We start from the raw sequence: 19,078 nt of genomic DNA on the forward strand, positions 1-19,078 counted from the left end.
CGCTGCGCCGGGGAGGACGGCGGCCGGATCGGCGGCCGCCGCTTCGCTCAGCCCCTGCGCAGCAGGACCCGGGTCACCCGGCGTTCTTCCACTTCCACCACCCGCAGTTCCCAGTCCTGCCACTGCAGGCGGTCGCCGATCACCGGCAGGCGGTCGAGCAGGCTCATCACCAGCCCGGCGAGGGTCTGGTAGTCCTCCGTGGCGCGCGCGTCGAACCCCACGCGTCGACGCACCTGGCTGAGGTTCATGGCACCGCTGACCAGATAGCCGTCGTTCTCCTCGACCACGTCCGGACCGTCGATCTCACTGGCGTCGGGCAGCTCGCCGGCGATGGATTCGAGAATGTCGGTCAGGGTCAGCAGGCCGATGAACTCGCCGAACTCGTTGACCACGAAGGCCACGTGGGTCGAGGCCTCGCGCATCTGCTCCAGGGCGTTGAGGATCGAGCAGTCCTGCAACAGGTTGAGCGGCTGGCGGGCCAGGCTTTCCAGGTCCGGCTGGGCGCCGGCGAGCAGCTCCTTGAGCAGTTCCTTCTTGTGCACGAAGCCCAGCGGCTCCTCGACGCGCCCGTCGCGCACCAGCGGCAGGCGCGAGTAGGACGATTCGAGCAGCGCCGCGCGGATCGCCTCGCGGCCGCTGTCGAGGTCGATGCAGTCGACCTCGGCGCGTACCGTCATCAGGCTGCGGATGGGCTTCTCGGCCAATTGCAGCACGCCGCTGATCATCACCCGCTCGCGGCGGTCGAAGACCACCTGGTCGTCGCCCTCCTCGAACAGGTCGGCGACTTCCTCGCCGACCTCGTCGGCCTCCAGGCGCTGGCCGCCGAGCAGGCGCAGCACCGCATGGGCGGTACGCGCGCGCAGCGGGCGGTGGCCCTGCAGGCTCTTCTTGCGGCGCTTGCGGGCGACCTGGTTGAACACCTCGATGAGGATCGAGAAGCCGATGGCCGCGTACAGGTAGCCTTTCGGGATATGGAAGCCCAGGCCCTCGGCGGTCAGGCTGAAGCCGATCATCATCAGGAAGCCCAGGCACAGCATGATCACCGTCGGGTGACGATTGACGAAGCGGGTCAGCGGCTTGCTGGCGACGATCATCAGGCCGATGGAGACGATCACCGCGATCATCATCACTTCCAGGTGCTCGACCATGCCCACCGCGGTGATCACCGCGTCGAGCGAGAACACCGCGTCGAGCACCACGATCTGCGCGACGATCGGCCAGAACAGCGCGTAGGTCTTGTTGCCGGCGTGCTGGGCGACATGGCCTTCGAGGCGTTCGTGCAGCTCCATGGTGGCCTTGAACAGCAGGAACACGCCACCGAACAGCATGATCAGGTCGCGGCCGGAGAAGCTCTTGCCGAATACCTCGAACAGCGGCTCGGTGAGGGTCACCATCCACGAGATGCTCGCCAGCAGGCCCAGGCGCATCAGCAGCGCCAGCGACAGGCCGAGGACCCGGGCGCGGTCGCGCAGGTGCGGCGGCAGCTTGTCGGCGAGGATCGCGATGAACACCAGGTTGTCGATGCCGAGGACGATCTCCAGCACGATCAGGGTCGCCAGGCCGAGCCAGGCAGTCGGGTCAGCTATCCATTCCATGTGCGCTTACCTCCCGGTCCGGCTGGCCGTCGCGCTGGCGCGACGCTGCACGGCGCGGCTGCGGCAGCCGGCGGTGACGGAGGGGGACGAGGCGAGGGATTCGGCGTCGAGGGGCGGACGCAGGTGGCGAAGGCGAAGCGGGGAGGGTTGTCCGGAAGGACGACTGGGGGGCTCCGAAAGGGTGGTCATGATGGCCATTGAGAGTCAAAGGGAAGTCGATCCTACTGTGTCGCGGGCCCTCGCCACAGCGGGAAACTATTACAAAACCTTAGGCGAAACCCGTGCCGGCGCTAGACTGGGCGGAACCCCGCCACTGCGAGCAGACATGAGCACCGAGGATTTCGACGCGATCACCGCCACCACCCTGGCCGACTACCAGCGCAACGCCGAAGGCTTCCGCGAGGGCACCCGCGGCCATGACGTGAGCCAGAACGTCGAGGCGCTGCTGCGCCATATCGACGGGTCGCCGCCGTACCGGATCCTCGATTTCGGCTGCGGTCCCGGGCGCGACCTGGCCACCTTCCGCCGCCTCGGCCACCAGCCGGTGGGACTCGAAGGCACGCCGCGCTTCGTCGAGATGGCCAGGGCCGACAGCGGTTGCGAGGTATGGCAACAGAATTTCCTGGCGCTGCGACTGCCGGCCGGGCACTTCGACGGCATCTTCGCCAACGCCAGCCTGTTCCATGTGCCCGGCAGCGCCTTGCCGCGGGTGCTCGGCGAACTCTTCGAAGCGCTGCGGCCGGGCGGCGTGCTGTTCAGCTCCAACCCGCGCGGCGACAACCGCGAGGGCTGGAATGGCCAACGCTACGGTGCCTACCACGATTACCCGGCCTGGAAACGCCTGCTGGAGGAAGCCGGTTTCGTCGAGTTGGAGCACTACTACCGGCCGCCGGGCCTGCCGCGCGAGCAGCAGCCCTGGCTGGCGAGCGTCTGGCGGCGCCCCGTCTGAAGGCGCTACAGGGTCTGCCGGTGCGGCGTGCCGAGCACGCTGCGGTACTGGTCGAGGCGCTTCGGCGAGAGGTCGCTGCGTTCCAGGCTGTCGAGGGCGTAGGACTTGATTTCGGCGTCGCTGTAGGGGCGTTCGACGCTGCGCGGCGGGTTGGCGCAACCGGCCAGGACGACCAGGCTGGCGGCCAGGGAGACGATCAGGGACTTGCTCATGGCGGATTCCTCGAAATGTTCCTCGATGCTATCGGTGGTCCCCCCTGTCCAGGAAATCAGGCCTATTAATAATGAATATCTGGCGAATTGAGTCTAGGTCCCGCCAGCCGTGGGTTCTAGTCGACCAAAGGCGAGGTTGTGGCGGCATGTTTCGCCAACCGGCCGCGCGCTCGCGGTCCGGTCGGCTAGGGGTTTCAACCGGCCGCCTGCGGCAGGCTCGGGTAGTCGGTGTAGCCGGCGGCGCCGCCACCGAAGTAGGTCGAGCGGTCGCCGTCGGCCAGCGCCAGGTCGTGCTCCAGGCGGTAGGGCAGGTCAGGGTTGGCGATGAACGGCCGGCCGAAGCCGATCAGGTCGGCCCAGCCCCTGGCCAGGGCTTCCTCGGCGCGCGCCTTGGTGTACATGCCGGAGTAGATCAGGCTGCCACGGTAGACGATGCGCAACGCTTCCTTGAACGCCGCCGGCATGGCCGGGGCGTCTTCCCAGTCGGCCTCGGCGATGTGGATGTAGGCCACGCCGATCTCGTCCAGTAGCCGCGCCGCGGCCAGGTAGGTGGCTTGCGGGGTGTCGTCGACCGCGCCCTGCAGGGTGGTCAGCGGCGCCAGGCGCACGCCGATGCGCTCCCTGCCGACCACCGCGGTGACCGCCTCGGCGACTTCGCGGAGGAAGCGCAGGCGGTTCTCCAGCGAGCCGCCGTATTGGTCGTTGCGCGCATTGGCCTGGGAGTCGATGAACTGGTTGATCAGGTAGCCGTTGGCGCCGTGCAGTTCGACCCCGTCGAAGCCGGCGTCGAGGGCGTTGCGTGCGGCCTGGGCATAGTCGGCGACGATCTCCCGGATTTCCTCCACTGCCAGTGCGCGCGGCGCCGAGTGCTGGACCATCTCGCCGCCGCCGGCCTGCGCTCCGCGGCCCTGGGGATCGACGAAGACCTTCACGCCTTCGGCCACCAGCGCCGAGGAGGACACCGGGGCGGCGTTGCCCGGTTGCAGCGAGGTGTGCGAGACCCTGCCGACGTGCCAGAGCTGGGCGAAGATGCGCCCGCCGGCGGCGTGCACCGCGTCGGTGACCTGGCGCCAGCCGGCGACCTGCTCGGCGCTGTGGATGCCCGGCGTCCAGGCGTAGCCCTGGCCCTGCCGGCTGATCTGGGTGCCTTCGGAAACAATCAGGCCGGCGCCGGCGCGCTGGCTGTAGTACTCGGCCATCAGCGCGGTGGCGACTTCGCCACTGGCGGCGCGGGAACGGGTCATCGGCGGCATGACGATGCGATTGGGGAGGGTCAGGTGGCCAAGGGCATAGGGGCTGAACAGCATGATGGCGATCTCGCTCGTGAGGCCGGCCGCGGCGCGGCGTACTGGAAGAAGGTGGGCGCATTATTGGCGGAACGATTCGTGCGAAAAACCGCTGCCGGGGAAAATGACACTTGAGTTCAATTCATGAATGCCCGGATAGCGCGTTCCCCACACCGGCGGGTAGGGCGCACCGAGGGAGGAGGAATGGCCTATGACGCGCTGCGTCAGGCGGGTAGGGCGAATAACGCCCCCGGCGTTATCCGCCGAGCGGAATCGCAGGCGGGTGAGAAATGTCGGATGAAGCATCGCGCCCTGCGCCAGGCGGGCAGGGCGAAGAGGGCCCCCGGCCTATTGCAGGCCGTACTTCTTCACCTTGTCGAACAGTGTGGTCTTGGCCATGCCCAGGTCCTGGCTGGCCTGGGTCAGGTTGCCGTGGTGGCGGGCCAGGGCGTCGCCGAGCAGGGCCTTCTCGAATGCCTCCACCGCTTCGGCGAAGCGCGGGCCGCCGGTCTGTACGGCCTGGCCGCCCTTGTTGAACACCGGCAGGCCGAGGGCGAAGCGTTCGGCGACGTTGCGCAGTTCGCGTACATTGCCCGGCCAGTCGTGGGCCATCAGGCTGGCCACGGTGGCACGGTCGAGTTCCGGCGCGGGGCGGTCGAAGCGCAGCGAGGACTGCTGGAGGAAGTGTTCGAAGAGCAGCAGGATGTCCTCGCGGCGGTCGCGCAGCGCCGGCAGTTCCAGGCTCACCACGTTGAGCCGGTAGTAGAGGTCGCTGCGGAACTGGCCGCTCTTGCCCATGGCGGCGAGGTCTGCCTTGGTCGCCGCGATCACCCGGCAGTCCACCGGGATCGACTGGTTCGAGCCGAGGCGTTCCAGGGTGTGTTCCTGCAACACCCGCAGCAGCTTGATCTGCAGGTTGACCGGCATGCTCTCGATCTCGTCGAGGAACAGCGTGCCGCCGTTGGCATGCTCGATCTTGCCGATCCGCCGCTTGTTGGCACCGGTGAAGGCGTGCGCCTCGTGGCCGAATATCTCGCTGTCGAACAGGTTCTCCGGCAGGCCGCCGCAGTTCAGCGCGACGAAGGCATGCTGGTGGCGCCGGCTATAGTCGTGGAGGCAACGCGCCACCAGCTCCTTGCCGGTGCCGGTCTCGCCGAGGATCAGCACGTTGGCCGAGGTGTCGCCGACGTTGGCGATCAGCTCGCGCAACGCCTGGATCGCCGGCGAGCGGCCGATGATCCGTTGCGCCAGGTCCTGGCGGCCGGCCAACTGGCGACGCAGCGCGCTGACCTCGCGGGCCAGCCCGCGCTGCTCCAGGGCGCGGCGGGCGACCTCGACCAGGCGTTCCGGAGAGAAGGGCTTCTCCATGAAGTCGTAGGCGCCGGCGTGCATCGCCTGTACCGCCATGGAGATGTCGCCGTGACCGGTGATCAGCACCACCGGCAGGCTCGGGTCGAGGGACTTGAGACGCTCCAGCAGGGTCAGGCCGTCGATGCCGGGCAGGCGGATGTCGCTGACGACGATGCCGGCGAAGTCGCGGTCGACCCGTTGCAGCGCCTCCTCGGCGCTGCCGACGCCGATGCAGGGGATGTCCTCCAGCTCCAGCGCCTGCTGGCAGCCGAGCAAGACATGCGGATCGTCTTCGACGATCAGGACGGAAAGCGGCTCGTTCATCGGGCGGGACTCGCAGTCGGGGAATCGGGAACCAGGGACAGGCTCAGCTCGAAGGCGGTTCCGCCGCTTTCGGGGTGCTGCACGCTGAGGCTGCCGCCGGCGGCGGTGGCCAGGCTGGCCGAGAGGGTCAGGCCGAGGCCCAGGCCATGTTCGCCGGGCTTGGTGGTGAAGAAGGGTTCGAACAGGTGGACGCGCGCCGCCGGCGGGATACCGGGGCCGTTGTCGCGCACGCGCAGGACGTAGCGCTCCTCCTCGCGCCGGCCTTCCAGCCAGAGCTGGCGGTCGGCCTGCCCGCTCATGGCGTCGAGGGCGTTGGCCAGCAGGTTGACCAGGATCTGTTCCAGGCGGGTCTGGTCGATGCCCAGGCGCACGTCGTCGAAATGCCGGTGCAGGGTCGGCGGGTCCTGCTCCAGGCGCCCGTGCAGGATCAGCAGCGCCGCGTCCACCGCCTTGGCCAGGCTGGCCTGGCCGGCGTCGTCGCTGCGCCGGGCGAAGGCACGCAGGCTGGCGGTGATGCGGCCCATGCGGTCGACCAGTTCGTTGATGGTGGCGAGGTTGGTGCTGGCGGTCTCCAGCTTGCCGCGCTGGAGGAAGCGCACGGTGTTGCCGGACAGCGTACGCAGCGCCGCCAGCGGTTGGTTGAGTTCGTGGGCGATGCTGGTGGACATCTGCCCGATCACCGCCAGCTTGCCGGCCTGGACCAGTTCGTCCTGGGCCTTGCGCAGGGTGTCCTCGGCCTGCTGGCGCTCGTGGATCTCGGCGGTCAGGCGTGCGTTGCTGGCCTGCAGGTCGGCGGTACGTTCGGCGATCTTCACTTCCAGCTCGCCGTTGGCCCGTTGCAGCGCCTCGCGCGCGGCGAGGCGGGTGGCGAGTACCTTGCGCCGCTCGTTCCAGGCGATCAGCAGGAATGCCAGGAGGGCGAAACCGATGGCGGCCAGCATGCCGTTGCGCACCGCGTCGCGGCGCAGGTCTTCCAGCGGGCTGAGCAGGGTCAGGTTCCACGGTGTGTCGTTCAGCGCGCGGGTCTGCGCCAGGTAGGTGACCGCTTCGCCGCGCGGATGCTGCTCATCGGCGGGGAAGCTGAGCTTCTCCACACCGGCGGCCAGCGGCTCGCGCTGCAGCGGTTGCCACTCGTTCAGCGCCCACCAGTAGTACTGCATGCTGCGCGCCAGGCGCTCCTTGTCGTCGGCGCTCAGGGAGCGCACCGCCTTCAGGCGCAGGGCGGGGTTGCTGGAGAGGATGATGATGCCGTTCTCGTCGCTGACGAAGGCTTCCAGGCGCGCCTTCTCCCAGCGTTCCTCGAGGGCGTCCATCTTCACCTTGACCACCGCCACGCCGATGATCCGGCCGCCGTGGACCAGGCCGTGGGCCAGGTAGTAGCCCGGCTCGCCGCGGGTGCTGCCGATGCCGTAGAAGCGGCCCGGCTTGCCCTTCATCGCGTCCTGCCAGTAGGCGCGGAACGACAGGTCCTCGCCGAGGTAGCTGTCCGGGTCGCTCCAGTTGCTGGTGGCCAGGACCCGGCCGTTGGTGTCCAGCAGGTACACCGCGCGGCTGCCGGCGCGGCGGTTGAGGCCTTCGAGGTAGGCGTTGACCTGGTTGCGCCGGTATGGCGTCGGGTCGGTGAGCAGGTGACTGACGCTGCGCTCCAGCTCCAGCAGGCTGGGCAGGTAGGTGTACTTGCTGATCTCGCTCTCGACCGTCCGTGCATGCAGCTCCAGCTGGCGTTCGCCATTCTCGGCGAGGGCACGGATGCCGGCGCTCTCGCTGATCCGGTAGCCGCCGTAGCCGAAGCCGAGCATCAGCAGGAGCAGGGGAATGGGGAGCAGCAACTGGCGGACGAGGCGGGGCTTCACGGTCAGTGACGGAGGTACGCTGCAGGGCGGGTCGGGGGATTCCATCACAGTCGTCGCGGCTAGGCCAGCCCGCCGCCACGATGGGCGGCGGAGCGGGCGGTTTTCCGGCACGGCCGGCAGGCGGCGCCGGAAGGGTTCACTCAGTATTCCCAGAAGATCCGTTGCAGCTCCTTGCTGTCCTGGGTCTTGGTCATCGCGACCGCGGCCAGGATGCGCGCCTTCTGCGGGTTCAGGTCGTGGGCGACGATCCAGTCGTTCTTGTCGTCCGGCTGCTCGGCGTTGCGCAGGACGAAGCCGCCGGCATTGACGTGCGAGGAGCGGATGATCTGCACGCCCTGCTTGCGCAGTTCCTGCAGGGTCGGCACCACGCGCGCGGGCACCGAGCCGTTGCCGGTGCCGGCATGGATGATCGCCTTGGCGCCCGCCTGGGCCAGGGCCTTGTAGGCGGTGTCGCTGACGTTGCCGTAGCTGTAGGCGATTTCCACCGGAGCCAGCGCGGAGATCTGCTTGATGTCGAACTCGGAGTTCACCGTGTGCCGCTTCACCGGTGCGCGGAACCAGTAGCTCTTGCCCTCGACCACCATGCCCAGCGGGCCCCACGGGCTCTTGAACGCTTCGGTCTTGATGTTGACCATCTTGCTCGCGTCGCGGCCGGAGAGGATCTCGTCGTTCATGGTGATCAGCACGCCCTTGCCGCGTGCCGACTTGTCGCCGGCCACCGCCACGGCGTTGTACAGGTTGAGCATGCCGTCGGCGGACATCGCGGTGCCCGGGCGCATCGAGCCGACCACCACGATAGGCTTCTCGGTGTGCTCGACCAGGGTCAGGAAGTAGGCGGTCTCTTCCAGGGTGTCGGTACCGTGGGTGATCACGATGCCGTCGACGTCGTCGCTATCGGCCAGCTTGGCGACGGTCTTGCCCAGTTCCAGCAGGTTCTCGTTGGTGAAGCTTTCCGAGGCGATCTGGAACACCTGTTCGCCGCGGACGTTGGCGATGTCCTTGAGCTGCGGCACGCTGGCCAGCAACTGGTCGACCGGCACCTTGGCGGCGGTGTAGGTGGCGCTGTTGGCGGCGCTGGCGCCGGCGCCGGCGATGGTGCCGCCGGTGGCCAGGATGACCACGTTGGACAGTTTCTGTTGCGGTGCGACTTCCTTGGCCTGGGCGGCCTGCGGCAGCAGGAGCATCAGGGCCATAACACCGGGGGCGAACGCGTGGAGCAATGGCTTCATGGCGATATCTCGTGTCGGTAGGTTGGTAGGGTTATCGTCGTTGCACGCAATCAGGCGCGGGCGGCGTCGGCCGCCCGCCGTCCTGTCAGGGTTTCACCACCAGGCCGACGCCGCGGCCACGGGGATCGGAGGCGGTCTCCAGGGCCTTGCCGTCGACGCGGATGGCCTGGATATCGCCCATGTTCCAGCCCTGGTCCTCCAGGGTGTAGCCCATCGCCTTCAGCTCCTCGGCGACCTTGCCGGCGAGCGGCGCGTAGGCGTCGTAGTAGATCGTGTCCTTGGGCAGCAACTGGTGGTGCACGCGCTGCGCGGCCACGGCCTTCTCCAGCGGCAGGTGGAAGTCGTAGATGTTGTTCAGCACCTGGAAGATCGAGGTGAAGATCCGCGAGCCGCCGGGAGTGCCGACCACCAGGCTGACCTTGCCGTCGCGGGTGACGATGCTCGGGCTCATCGAGGAGAGCATGCGCTTGCCCGGCTCGATGGCATTGGCGTCGCTGCCGACCACGCCGAAGGCGTTGGCCACGCCCGGTTTGGCGCTGAAGTCGTCCATCTCGTCGTTGAGCAGGAAGCCAGCGCCCTTGACCACCACGCCGCTGCCGAAGTCCCAGTTGAGGGTGTAGGTGTTGCTCACCGCGTTGCCGTCGGCGTCGACGATGGAGAAGTGCGTTGTCTGGTGCGGCTCCAGGCCGGGACGGACCTTCTCGGTCGGCGAGATCGCCGTCGGATTGACCTCGGCGGCACGCTGCTTCAGGTATGCCGGATCGGTCAGGCGCGCCACCGGGACCTTGGAGAAGTCCGGGTCGCCGAGGTAGTCGGCGCGGTCGGCGAACACGCGTTTCTCGATCTCCGCCAGCAGGTGGATGTAGCGCGCGGAGTTCAGCTCGACGCCCTTGAAGTCGGCGGCACGGTTTTCCTTGATGCCCAGCAACTGGGCCAGGGCGATCCCGCCGGAGCTTGGCAGCGGCGCGGTATAGAGCGTGTTGCCCTGCCAGTCGACGCGCATCGGTTCGCGCCACCTGACCTTGTAGTCGGCGAGGTCCTGGTGGGTGATCAGTCCCTTGTCCTGCTGCATCTGTGCCACCAGCAGGTCGGCGGTATGGCCTTTGTAGAACTCGTCCGGTCCCTTGTCGGCGATACGCTCCAGGGTCTTCGCCAGGTCCGGCTGGAGGAACGCCTCGCCGGCCTTCATGTGGCCGAAGTAGTCGCCGAAGTTGGTCTTGCCGTTGAACAGGGCGACGGCGTCCTGGCGGTACTGGAACTGCTTGTCGGCGACCTTGAAGCCCTTTTGCGCGTAGCCGATGGCCGGGGTCAGCAGCTCGCTCCAGGGCAGCTTGCCGAACCGCTTGTGGGCTTCCCAGAGGCCCATCACGGTGCCCGGCACGCCGGCGGCCTTGGCGCCGACCAGGCTGAGGTTCTCGATCACCTCGCCCTTGTCGTCCAGGTACATGGTCTTGCTCGCGGCCTTCGGCGCCACCTCGCGGTAGTCGAGGAAGTACGGCTTGCCGTCCATGTACAGGGTCATGAAGCCGCCGCCGCCGATGTTGCCGGCCTCGGGGTAGGTGACCGCCAGGGTGAAGGCGGTGGCCACCGCGGCGTCCACCGCGTTGCCGCCGGCCTTGAGGATCTGCGCGGCGACCTTGGCGCCGTACTCGTCGGGCGCGGCGACGGCGCCGCCGTCGAGCGTGGCGGCGAAGGCCGAGGAGGATGCGGCGGCAATGGCGACGCCGAGGGACAGGGTTCTGAAGAGCACAGGTTGCATGGGCTTTCCCTATTTATTGTTATCGCAGGCGAGGGTGGAGCAGGCCCCCGCCGGGCGGGCCGGCGAGGGCGGGTACATCAGTGCGGGAGGATCTTGGCGAGGAACTGCTGGGCGCGTTCGGAGCGGGCGCTGACGTCGCCGAAGAACTCCTCCTTCTCGCAGTCTTCCACGATCTGCCCGCGGTCCATGAAGATCACCCGGTTGGCGACCTTGCGCGCGAAGCCCATCTCGTGGGTCACGCACATCATGGTCATGCCTTCGTGGGCCAGCTGGACCATCACGTCGAGCACTTCGTTGACCATTTCCGGGTCGAGCGCCGAGGTCGGCTCGTCGAACAGCATCACCACCGGGTCCATCGCCAGCGCGCGGGCGATCGCCACGCGCTGCTGCTGGCCGCCGGAGAGCTGGCCGGGGTGCTTGTGCGCGTGCTCCTTGAGACCGACGCGCTCGAGCAGGGTCAGGCCCTTCTTGGTGGCTTCTTCCTTGCTGCGGCCGAGTACCTTGATCTGCGCGATGGTCAGGTTCTCGGTGATGCTCAGGTGGGGAAACAGCTCGAAATGCTGGAACACCATGCCGACCCGCGAGCGCAGCTTGGGCAGGTTGGTCTTCGGATCGGCGATGGAGGTGCCGTCGACGACGATGTCGCCCTTCTGGAAGGGTTCCAGTGCGTTGACGCACTTGATCAGGGTCGACTTGCCCGAGCCCGACGGCCCGCAGACCACCACCACTTCGCCTTTCGCAACCTCGGTGGAGCAGTCGGTCAGGACCTGGAAGTCGCCATACCACTTGCTGACATTCTTGATGGAAATCATACGGTTAACCTTTTCTGCAGACGTTTGACGGCGAACGAGGCGGTGAAGCTTACGACGAAGTAGACCAGGCCGGCGAAAATCAGGAACTCGTTGGCCTGGCCGATGATGTCGCCGCGCGAACGGGCCGAATTGAGGAAGTCCATCAGGCCGACGGTATAGACCAGCGAGGTGTCCTGGAACAGGATGATGCTCTGTTGCAGCAGCAGCGGGGTCATCTTGCGGAACGCCTGCGGCAGGATCACCAAGCGCATGGTCTGCCCGTAGGTCATGCCCAGTGCCTGGGCGGCGCCCATCTGGCCTTTCGGGATGGCCTGGATGCCGGCGCGGACGATCTCGCAGTAGTAGGCCGCCTCGAACATCATGAAGGCCACCAGGCAGGAGGTGAACGCCCCCACCGGGGTGTCCTCGCCGGTGATCCAGCGCAGGATGAAGGGCACCGCGAAGTAGAACCAGGTGATCACCAGCAGCAGCGGGATCGAGCGGAAGTAGTTGACGTAGAAGCCGGCGATGTTCGACAGCAACTTGCTGTGCGACAGCCGCATCAGCGCCAGCACGGTACCCAGCGCGACGCCGCCGAGGACGCCGAGGACCATCAGCTTGAGGGTCATCAGCATGCCTTCCCAGAGGCTCGGCAGGGCGGGAACGATTCCACTGAAGTCCATCATTTACCTCCTACGGAGATCAGGCCCGGTACGGCGACCTTTCTCTCCACCAGGCGCATGATCAGCATCAGGCTCATGTTCAGCGTGAAGTAGATCAGCGTGGCCAGGGTGAAGGCCTCGAACAGGTTGGCGGAGAACTCGGCAGTCTGCTTGGTCTGCGCCAGCAGCTCCATCAGGCCGATCAGCGACGCCACCGAGGAGTTCTTGAAGATGTTGAGGAACTCCGAGGTCAGCGGCGGGATGATGATCCGGAAGGCCTGCGGCAGCAGCACGTGGCGGTAGATCTGCGGCAGGCGGAAGCCCATCGCGCGGGCCGCCGAGGTCTGCCCGTAGGGCAGCGCCTGGATGCCGGTGCGCACCTGCTCGCAGACCCGCGCGGCGGTGAACAGGCCGAGGCAGACGACCACGCTGAGGTAGGCCGAGGTAGTCGGGTTGAGGTCCTGCTTGAACCAGGTCTGCAGGCCCTCGGGCAGCAGGTCGGGTACCAGGAAGTACCAGATGAACAGCTGCACCAGCAGCGGCACGTTGCGGAAGATTTCCACGTAGGCGGTGGCGATCCCCGATACCAGGCGGTTCGGCACGGTGCGCATGACGCCGAGCAGCGAGCCCAGCGCCAGGGCGATGATCCAGCCGACCAGGGCGATGGCGATGGTCCAGCCCAGACCGGCGATGTACCAGTCGAGGTAGGTTTCGCTGCCGATCCCGGTGGACTTGAAGAACACGCCCCAGTCCCAGTTGTAATTCATGTTGGGGTTTCCCCTCGGTTCAATCGGTTGCAGACACTGGCGGGGAAGGCAGGCGCCGGCGCGGCCGTGCGGGCCGGCGGCGCTGCTCTTCCGGGGGAGACGGCTGGGGAGGGGCAGGCCCCTCCCGCGTCCCCGAGGCCCCGCTGCGAGGCGGGGGCGACGCGCGAAGCGCTGGCGCTCCGGGAGGAACGCCAGGCGCTCGTTACATCTGCTCGGCGGCCTTGTCGGTCGGGCTGGCGATCAGCTTCTTCAGCTCTTCGCTCATGGGGAAGTTGAGGTTCAGGCCCTTCGGCGGGATCGGCTGGGTGAACCACTTGTCGTAGATCTTGTTGACCTCGCCGGAGGCGTAGGTATCGGTGATGGCCTTGTCGACCACTTTCTTGAACGCCGCGTCGCCCTTGCGCACCATGCAGCCGTAGATCTCGAAGGACTGCGGGGTGCCGCCGACGACCCAGTCGTCCGGCTTCTTGGCCTTGGCCATTTCGCCGTAGAGCAGCGCGTCGTCCATCATGAAGGCCACCGCGCGGCCGGACTCGAGCATCATGAAGGACTCGCCGTGGTCCTTGGCGGAGATGATGTTCATGCCCATCTTCTTGTCCGCGTTCATGGCCTTGAGCAGGCGCTCGGAGGTGGTGCCGGCGGTGGTCACCACGTTCTTGCCCTTGAGGTCGTCGAAGTCCTTGATGTTGGCGGTCTTCTTCGACAGCAGGCGGGTGCCGACCTCGAAGATGCCGACGGAGAAGTCGACCTGCTTCTGGCGCTCTTCGTTGTTGGTGGTGGAGCCGCACTCGATGTCCACGGTGCCGTTCTGCACCAGCGGGATGCGGGTCTGCGAGGTGACCAGGTTATAGCGGACCTTCAGCTCGGGGAGGTTGAGTTCCTTCTTCACCGCCTCGACCACTTTCAGTTGCAGGTCGTGGGAGTAGCCGATCGGCTTGCCCGGCTCGGTGCCGAGGTAGGAGAAGGGAATCGAAGCGTCACGGTGACCGAGGGTGATGGTGCCGGTTTCCTTGATCTTCTTCAGCGTGCCGGTGAGCTCGTCAGCGACGACCGGAGCGGACAACAGAGCGGCCACGATGGCGGTGCTCAGCAGACTGGGAGCGATACGCATGAATTTCTTCCTCGACTTGTTTTGATTTTTATTGAGCCGCGAGCGCCTGGCCTCTCCGGGACAGGGTGTTTCGCGGTTTTCCCCGGCGGGGGAAGCCACGAGAGTATCGTGCTTGCCGAACAGTGTAGTGGCAGGATGCATGCCAGCTTATGAAATCCGGCTTTTTTTAGCCTAACTAATTGAAAGTAAAAGAAATTAAATTTGGATGAAAATGCCCCGAAATGGCCTTTCGTCCGCTCTTCCGAATATTTTCGGGGCATGGCGTTCGGTTTTCCGAACGTTTCGCCGAGGTCCGTTCTTGAGCCATTCCGGGTTTTTCTGACGGTTCGTTCAGAAATTGTTCAGGCTTCGTTCAGGCCCGATTCAGGCCGGGTTCAGCAGAATTCACGCTGCGAGGCGCAAGCCGTCACGTCTTGCCTTCCTTACCTGGCGACGGCCGCCTGGAGTCCCCATGCGCTATCTCATCCTGAGCCTGCTGGCCGTGCTCGCCGCACCTGCCTGGGCTGCCGACGACGGCGACTTCTGGTACCTGCAGACCAGCGTCTACACCCGGCATTTCAACCCGGATCCGGAACACAACAATCACCAGGACCTGCTCGGCCTCGAATACAACCGCGCCGATGGCGTGCTGGCCGGCGGCGCGACCTTCCGCAACTCGTTCAGCCAGCGCTCCAACTACGCCTACCTGGGCAAGCGCTTCGACAGTGACAGCTACCCGGTCTACCTGAAGCTCACCGGCGGCCTGTTGCAGGGCTATCGCGGCGAATACCGCGACAAGATCCCGCTGAACCGCTTCGGCGTCGCGCCGGCGATCATCCCCTCGGTGGGCGTTCGCTTCGGCCCGCTGGGCAGCGAGCTGGTGCTGCTGGGCAATTCGGCGGCGATGATCAACCTCGGCCTGCGTCTCTGAGGCCAGGAACGGGCACGGAACGCTGGCTGGTCTAGGCTGTCGTCTGTTCCCCGAGCCGCGTTCCTGAGCGGTTCGTCACTCGACAGGAGACTCCCATGCAGATCGATCTGAGCGACAAACTGGCAATCGTCAGCGGTTCCACCGCCGGCATCGGCTTCGCCATCGCCAGCGGCCTCGCCGCCGCCGGCGCCACCGTGGTGGTCAACGGACGCAGCCAGGCGGCGGTGGACCGTGCGATCACGGCGATCCGGAACGGCCAGCCGGATGCCAGGGTACGCGGCGTCGCCGGCGACCTGGGCACGGCGGAAGGCTGCGCGGCTTTCGTTGCGGCCGAGCCGAAGGCGGACATCCTGGTCAACAACCTGGGCATCTTCGAGCTGAAGGACTTCTTCGACATCGAGGACGCCGAGTGGAGCCGCTTCTTCGAGGTCAACGTGATGTCCGGGGTGCGCCTGGCCCGCGCCTACGTCCCGGGAATGGTCGAGCGCGGTTGGGGGCGAGTGGTGTTCCTGTCTTCGGAATCGGCGTTGAACATCCCGGCGGACATGATCCACTACGGCTTCAGCAAGACCGCCAACCTCTCGGTGTCGCGCGGCCTGGCCAAGCGCCTGGCCGGCACCGGGGTGACGGTGAATGCGGTGCTGCCCGGACCGACCCTCACCGAAGGCGTCGCCGAGATGCTTCGCGAGGATGCGCAGAAGGCCGGGCAGAGCATAGAAGAGGCCGGCACCGCCTTTGTCCGGCAGCACCGTTCCAGTTCGATCATCCAGCGCCTGGCGACGCCCGAGGAAGTCGCCAACCTGGTGGTCTACACCTGCTCGACCCAGGCCTCGGCGACCACCGGCGCGGCCCTGCGGGTCGACGGCGGGGTGCTCGACAGCCTGGCCTGACGAGCGCGCAACGCCAGCGTAAAAATGCTCCTCGGCACTCGCGGCGCGGTACCCGGCGGCCCTGGCCGGTTGCCGCGCCGGCGTCTGGCGGCGGCGCTCGTAAAGCTTGCGTAACGAGGCGCGACAGGAGGCGCCGGCAGGTCTAGAACGGCAGGTACCGTCATTCAGAGGATACCGCCACTCATGTCAGCTGCCTCGTTAGCCACCCTCGACGGGTCGCTCCGCATGACCCCCGTCGAGCAACCCCGACCGCCGGCTCTCGCCGACCTCGGCAGCCGCCTGATGATCGTCGTCGAGCGACGCGAGGACTGGGCCTCCTACCTGCCCAGCGAGGAAGTACTCACCGCCCAGGAATACCTCGAGCAATCGGCGCACGACCACGGCGGCCGCCGCGTGCAGGTGATCAACCTGTGCCGCGGCTACAAGTACCTCGGCCTCGGCTACTACTGTTCGCTGCTGGCCGAGGCCCGTGGCCACCGGGTGATCCCGTCGCTGCGCTGCATCAGCGAACTGGCTCGCAAGTCGGTGTACGGGCTGGCCCTGGGTGGCCTCGACAAGGCCCTGGACAAGGCGCTGTGCCGTACGCCCTATGGCGCCACCGACGGCTTCACCCTGACCCTGTATTTCGGCCATACCGAGTTCGAGCCGCTGGCCGACCTCGCGCGCCAGTTGTTCGAAGCCTTTCCCTGTCCGATCCTGCTGGTGGAGTTCCGTCGCCAGCAGGGCTGGCATATCGAGGGCGTGCGCCCTGGCGTGCTGAACCGCTTGCGCAGCGACCAGGAGGATGTCTTCGCCGATGCCCTCGACGGTTTCAGCCGGCGCGCCTGGCGCATGCCGCGTTCGCGGCGGGTGGCACGCTACGACATGGCGATCCTCCACGATCCCGACGAAGCGCTGCCGCCGTCCAACCCGCAGGCGCTGGCCAACTTCGTACGGGTCGGCGCCAGCCTCGGCATCGACGTCGAACTGATCGGACGCAAGGACTACGCGCGCCTGGCCGAGTTCGACGCCCTGCTGATCCGCGAGACCACCCGGGTCGACCACCATACCTATCGCTTCGCCGAGAAGGCCGAGCGCGAAGGCCTGGTGGTGATGGACGACCCGGCATCGATCCTGCGCTGCACCAACAAGGTCTACCTGGCCAACCTGCTTGGTTGCCGGCAACTGGGCATGCCGCTCACCGAGATCCTCTACAAGGAACGCCCGCAGGACTGGCAGCGGGTGGCCCGGCGCCTGGGCTTCCCGCTGGTGCTGAAGATTCCCGATGGCTGCTTCTCCCGTGGCGTGGTCAAGGTCAACGACGACAGCGAACTGCTGGCGGCGGCGAGCGAGCTGTTCGAGCGCTCGGTCCTGTTGCTGGCCCAGGAGTTCTTCTACACCGAGTACGACTGGCGCATCGGCGTGCTCGACCGCCAACCGCTGTACGCCTGCCAGTACTTCATGTCGCGCGGCCACTGGCAGATCTACAACCACAAGGCCGACGGCCAGGACGTCAACGGCGAGTGCCGCGCCGTGCCGCTGGAGCAGGTGCCGCCGGCGGTGCTGGAGCTGGCCCTGGAGGCCGCCGGGCTGATCGGCGACGGCCTCTACGGGGTGGACCTGAAGCAGGCCGGCGACAAGGTGCTGGTCATCGAGGTCAACGACAACCCGAATATCGATGCCGGCGTCGAGGACGGCCAGCTCGGCGACGAACTCTACCGGCGCATCCTCCAGGCCTTCGTCCAGCGCCTGGAACTCAAGCACCGTGGCCAGTTGAGCAAGGCGCTACGCTGAACGGCGCGCCTCAGTCCGGCCGGCGCGTGGCCAGGCGCAGGCCGGAGCCGCGGGCGAGGGCGGCCGGCCTGACGCAACGGACCCGGTAGCGGCCGCGCTCATCGATCTCGATGCCCTGCAACTCGGGAGCGAAACCGGGAAAGTGCTCGCCGAAGGCCTGCAAGGCCAGCAGGTAGTCGATCAGCGCCGGCGATTCATCGGCCACCCGTTCGCCGGGCAACAGCAGCGGCGCGGCCGCCGGATGGACGCCGACCAGGCTGGCGACCACACGGCCGCCGAGCCTGTCGATCGCCACCGCTTCGGTTTCGTCCCTGACCAGGTGCCCATAGACCGTGGCCGGCGCCAGCGCGGCGTGGCCGGCAGCCCTGGCGGCGGCGTCGGCGAGGGCGGTCAGGTGCAGCCGCAGGCTGGCTTCGTGGATCATCGCGCAGAGTTCGCGCAGGCCGATGTAGCGGTACAGCGGCGAGCTGTCGAGCAACTCCGGCAACACCTGCTTCAGCGGCGCATTGTCGTCGTGCCGGCGTTTGAATTCGCACAGCCTGTCCACCAGCGGCTGCGCGTGTTCCGCCCTGGCGCCCTGGGGAAACAGCAGCAGGAAGCGATAGTCGCCGGTGCGCAACGGGGCGATGCCGTGCCGGCGCAGGTAGCGGCAGACCACCGCGGCGGGTACTCCGAAGCTGGCCGGGCGACCGCGCGAATCGAGGCCGGGGGCGCTCAGGGCGACGCGCAGCGGGTCCAGCAGAGGACTGCTGTCGAGTGTCTCGGCGAGCCCGTGCCAGCGCTTCGCCGGCGTCTCCCGGCCGGCCTCGATGCCAGGCCCCGGGTTGCCCCGCAGTATCTCGAAGAACCACGTATCGCCATCCTCCCTGGCGAGCCGCGCGGCGGCTTCCCAGAGCGCCCGGCGAAAGGCCTCGGCGATGTCGCCGGCGTGCGCCGCCGGGGCTCCCGCGGACGTCTTGCGGTAGGCCGTGGAGAGGTCGTTCAGCGGTGTCGCCAGGCGCTCCGCGGTGCTCCCCGAGCCGATCCGCCACTGCTTGGCCGGCGCCAGGTCGAGGCGTGCGCGGCCGTTGTAGCGGGCGCTCACCGGCGTGCGCGGGACCGGCGGGGCATAGTCGCGCAGCCGCCTGGGGCCCGCCGGGGCGCGCCATTCGCGCAGGTCGCTGTCGATGCGCTCGGCGATGAAGCGTGCGGGGCCGGCGGCCAGGTTGAAGCATCCCTGGACCTCGTCCAGTAGCTGGCTGGACAACTGCTCGATGCGCAGTTGACGAAACAACAGGAACAGCGGGATGGACGGCGCGACCTGGCGGAGTTCATCGAGCGCCGCCAATTGTGCGGCTTCGTTCTCGCCTGTCGGCTCCGCGACGAGCAGGAGGATGCCGGCGGGGTGCGCGGCGTTGCCGAGAAAATCCAGGGCGACCTTGCGGCTTGGCGCCTGGAAGAGCCGATAGCCGCGTATTTCCAGTTGTCGACAAAGCTCGGAAAGACGATTCGCATCATTGGCCGCGTTTATGTTGGAAGTGACGAGTATTGAATGACGCGAAGGATTGTTTCGAGACATGCTGTTGTCCTTGTCCATTCGAACCGCTCGGTTTCGCCGGCAAAAGCGTCGCCCGGCAC

16 protein-coding genes are annotated in these 19,078 nt (G+C 67.1%); 4 read left to right on the forward strand and 12 right to left on the reverse strand.

The annotated features are described in order from the left end of the window. Positions 1-47: 47 nt before the first annotated feature. A complete protein-coding gene (locus HMPREF1224_RS37420) occupies positions 48-1,595 on the reverse strand; it encodes a TerC family protein (RefSeq protein WP_003159878.1) in 1,548 nt (515 codons plus the stop codon). 325 nt (positions 1,596-1,920) lie between these two features. Here HMPREF1224_RS37420 and HMPREF1224_RS37425 point away from each other — a divergent pair, with 325 nt between their 5' ends. Continuing rightward, positions 1,921-2,544 carry a class I SAM-dependent DNA methyltransferase gene (locus HMPREF1224_RS37425; RefSeq protein WP_003449511.1) on the forward strand — a complete coding sequence of 208 codons (624 nt, stop codon included), beginning with the start codon at positions 1,921-1,923 and terminating at the stop codon, positions 2,542-2,544. Between the two features lie 5 nt (positions 2,545-2,549). On the opposite strand, the gene HMPREF1224_RS37430 is transcribed toward HMPREF1224_RS37425, so the two are convergent. The 10 genes from HMPREF1224_RS37430 to HMPREF1224_RS37475 all read right to left on the reverse strand — a co-directional run bounded on the left by HMPREF1224_RS37430 (position 2,550) and on the right by HMPREF1224_RS37475 (position 13,888). Next, the gene (locus HMPREF1224_RS37430; RefSeq protein ID WP_003086874.1) at positions 2,550-2,756 is read right to left on the reverse strand and encodes a hypothetical protein; all 207 of its coding nucleotides are present in this window, start codon (positions 2,754-2,756) and stop codon (positions 2,550-2,552) included. A 194-nt stretch (positions 2,757-2,950) separates the two neighbouring features. Next, positions 2,951-4,063 carry an alkene reductase gene (locus tag HMPREF1224_RS37435; protein ID WP_003082755.1) on the reverse strand — a complete coding sequence of 371 codons (1,113 nt, stop codon included), beginning with the start codon at positions 4,061-4,063 and terminating at the stop codon, positions 2,951-2,953. 327 nt (positions 4,064-4,390) lie between these two features. Then, a complete protein-coding gene (locus HMPREF1224_RS37440) occupies positions 4,391-5,716 on the reverse strand; it encodes a two-component response regulator AauR (RefSeq protein WP_003104097.1) in 1,326 nt (441 codons plus the stop codon). After that, the gene (locus HMPREF1224_RS37445; RefSeq protein WP_003115580.1) at positions 5,713-7,614 is read right to left on the reverse strand and encodes a sensor histidine kinase; all 1,902 of its coding nucleotides are present in this window, start codon (positions 7,612-7,614) and stop codon (positions 5,713-5,715) included. Before HMPREF1224_RS37445 ends, HMPREF1224_RS37440 begins: the two co-directional genes overlap by 4 nt. A gap of 95 nt (positions 7,615-7,709) precedes the next feature. Then, the gene (locus HMPREF1224_RS37450; protein WP_003104093.1) at positions 7,710-8,798 is read right to left on the reverse strand and encodes an asparaginase; all 1,089 of its coding nucleotides are present in this window, start codon (positions 8,796-8,798) and stop codon (positions 7,710-7,712) included. A gap of 85 nt (positions 8,799-8,883) precedes the next feature. Next, entirely contained in the window at positions 8,884-10,557 is a 1,674-nt protein-coding gene (gene ggt, locus HMPREF1224_RS37455) for a gamma-glutamyltransferase (RefSeq protein ID WP_003086881.1), read from the reverse strand. Between the two features lie 77 nt (positions 10,558-10,634). Beyond that, the gene (locus HMPREF1224_RS37460; RefSeq protein ID WP_003159882.1) at positions 10,635-11,369 is read right to left on the reverse strand and encodes an amino acid ABC transporter ATP-binding protein; all 735 of its coding nucleotides are present in this window, start codon (positions 11,367-11,369) and stop codon (positions 10,635-10,637) included. Then, the gene (locus HMPREF1224_RS37465; RefSeq protein ID WP_003082765.1) at positions 11,366-12,034 is read right to left on the reverse strand and encodes an amino acid ABC transporter permease; all 669 of its coding nucleotides are present in this window, start codon (positions 12,032-12,034) and stop codon (positions 11,366-11,368) included. Before HMPREF1224_RS37465 ends, HMPREF1224_RS37460 begins: the two co-directional genes overlap by 4 nt. Continuing rightward, positions 12,031-12,777 carry an amino acid ABC transporter permease gene (locus tag HMPREF1224_RS37470; RefSeq protein ID WP_003082767.1) on the reverse strand — a complete coding sequence of 249 codons (747 nt, stop codon included), beginning with the start codon at positions 12,775-12,777 and terminating at the stop codon, positions 12,031-12,033. The genes HMPREF1224_RS37465 and HMPREF1224_RS37470 overlap by 4 nt, the downstream gene beginning before the upstream one ends. 202 nt (positions 12,778-12,979) lie before the next feature. Then, positions 12,980-13,888 (reverse strand): glutamate/aspartate ABC transporter substrate-binding protein, encoded by a 909-nt coding sequence (locus HMPREF1224_RS37475; protein WP_003082770.1) that lies wholly within the window; start codon positions 13,886-13,888, stop codon positions 12,980-12,982. Positions 13,889-14,339: 451 nt separating this feature from the next. Between HMPREF1224_RS37475 and pagP the strand changes: the two genes are divergently transcribed. The 3 genes from pagP to HMPREF1224_RS37490 all read left to right on the forward strand — a co-directional run bounded on the left by pagP (position 14,340) and on the right by HMPREF1224_RS37490 (position 17,461). Next, complete coding sequence (gene pagP / locus HMPREF1224_RS37480) at positions 14,340-14,798, forward strand: palmitoyltransferase PagP (protein WP_003082771.1); 459 nt, start codon at positions 14,340-14,342, stop codon at positions 14,796-14,798. A gap of 95 nt (positions 14,799-14,893) precedes the next feature. Beyond that, positions 14,894-15,688: an SDR family NAD(P)-dependent oxidoreductase gene (locus HMPREF1224_RS37485; protein ID WP_010793963.1), complete on the forward strand. Its 795-nt coding sequence runs from the start codon at positions 14,894-14,896 to the stop codon at positions 15,686-15,688. A 183-nt stretch (positions 15,689-15,871) separates the two neighbouring features. Beyond that, entirely contained in the window at positions 15,872-17,461 is a 1,590-nt protein-coding gene (locus tag HMPREF1224_RS37490) for a RimK family protein (RefSeq protein WP_010793964.1), read from the forward strand. 10 nt (positions 17,462-17,471) lie between these two features. Here the strand turns inward: HMPREF1224_RS37490 and HMPREF1224_RS37495 are convergent, their stop codons facing one another. Further along, positions 17,472-19,037, reverse strand: coding sequence for an aminotransferase class I/II-fold pyridoxal phosphate-dependent enzyme (locus tag HMPREF1224_RS37495; RefSeq protein ID WP_010793965.1), 1,566 nt, complete (start codon positions 19,035-19,037; stop codon positions 17,472-17,474). Positions 19,038-19,078 lie beyond the last annotated feature (41 nt).

The sequence above is a fragment of the Pseudomonas sp. P179 genome, from assembly GCF_000478485.2.
GTDB lineage: Bacteria > Pseudomonadota > Gammaproteobacteria > Pseudomonadales > Pseudomonadaceae > Pseudomonas > Pseudomonas aeruginosa.

Excerpts from the sequence above, each read along its gene's own strand:
- HMPREF1224_RS37485 (WP_010793963.1), top strand. The coding sequence starts at position 14,894 with ATGCAGATCGATCTGAGCGACAAACTGGCAATCGTCAGCGGTTCCACC.
- ggt (WP_003086881.1), bottom strand. The coding sequence starts at position 10,557 with ATGCAACCTGTGCTCTTCAGAACCCTGTCCCTCGGCGTCGCCATTGCC.
- HMPREF1224_RS37465 (WP_003082765.1), bottom strand. The coding sequence starts at position 12,034 with ATGATGGACTTCAGTGGAATCGTTCCCGCCCTGCCGAGCCTCTGGGAA.
- HMPREF1224_RS37450 (WP_003104093.1), bottom strand. The coding sequence starts at position 8,798 with ATGAAGCCATTGCTCCACGCGTTCGCCCCCGGTGTTATGGCCCTGATG.
- HMPREF1224_RS37470 (WP_003082767.1), bottom strand. The coding sequence starts at position 12,777 with ATGAATTACAACTGGGACTGGGGCGTGTTCTTCAAGTCCACCGGGATC.
- HMPREF1224_RS37490 (WP_010793964.1), top strand. The coding sequence starts at position 15,872 with ATGTCAGCTGCCTCGTTAGCCACCCTCGACGGGTCGCTCCGCATGACC.
- HMPREF1224_RS37425 (WP_003449511.1), top strand. The coding sequence starts at position 1,921 with ATGAGCACCGAGGATTTCGACGCGATCACCGCCACCACCCTGGCCGAC.
- HMPREF1224_RS37420 (WP_003159878.1), bottom strand. The coding sequence starts at position 1,595 with ATGGAATGGATAGCTGACCCGACTGCCTGGCTCGGCCTGGCGACCCTG.
- HMPREF1224_RS37430 (WP_003086874.1), bottom strand. The coding sequence starts at position 2,756 with ATGAGCAAGTCCCTGATCGTCTCCCTGGCCGCCAGCCTGGTCGTCCTG.
- HMPREF1224_RS37460 (WP_003159882.1), bottom strand. The coding sequence starts at position 11,369 with ATGATTTCCATCAAGAATGTCAGCAAGTGGTATGGCGACTTCCAGGTC.
- HMPREF1224_RS37475 (WP_003082770.1), bottom strand. The coding sequence starts at position 13,888 with ATGCGTATCGCTCCCAGTCTGCTGAGCACCGCCATCGTGGCCGCTCTG.
- HMPREF1224_RS37495 (WP_010793965.1), bottom strand. The coding sequence starts at position 19,037 with ATGGACAAGGACAACAGCATGTCTCGAAACAATCCTTCGCGTCATTCA.
- HMPREF1224_RS37445 (WP_003115580.1), bottom strand. The coding sequence starts at position 7,614 with ATGGAATCCCCCGACCCGCCCTGCAGCGTACCTCCGTCACTGACCGTG.
- pagP (WP_003082771.1), top strand. The coding sequence starts at position 14,340 with ATGCGCTATCTCATCCTGAGCCTGCTGGCCGTGCTCGCCGCACCTGCC.
- HMPREF1224_RS37440 (WP_003104097.1), bottom strand. The coding sequence starts at position 5,716 with ATGAACGAGCCGCTTTCCGTCCTGATCGTCGAAGACGATCCGCATGTC.
- HMPREF1224_RS37435 (WP_003082755.1), bottom strand. The coding sequence starts at position 4,063 with ATGCTGTTCAGCCCCTATGCCCTTGGCCACCTGACCCTCCCCAATCGC.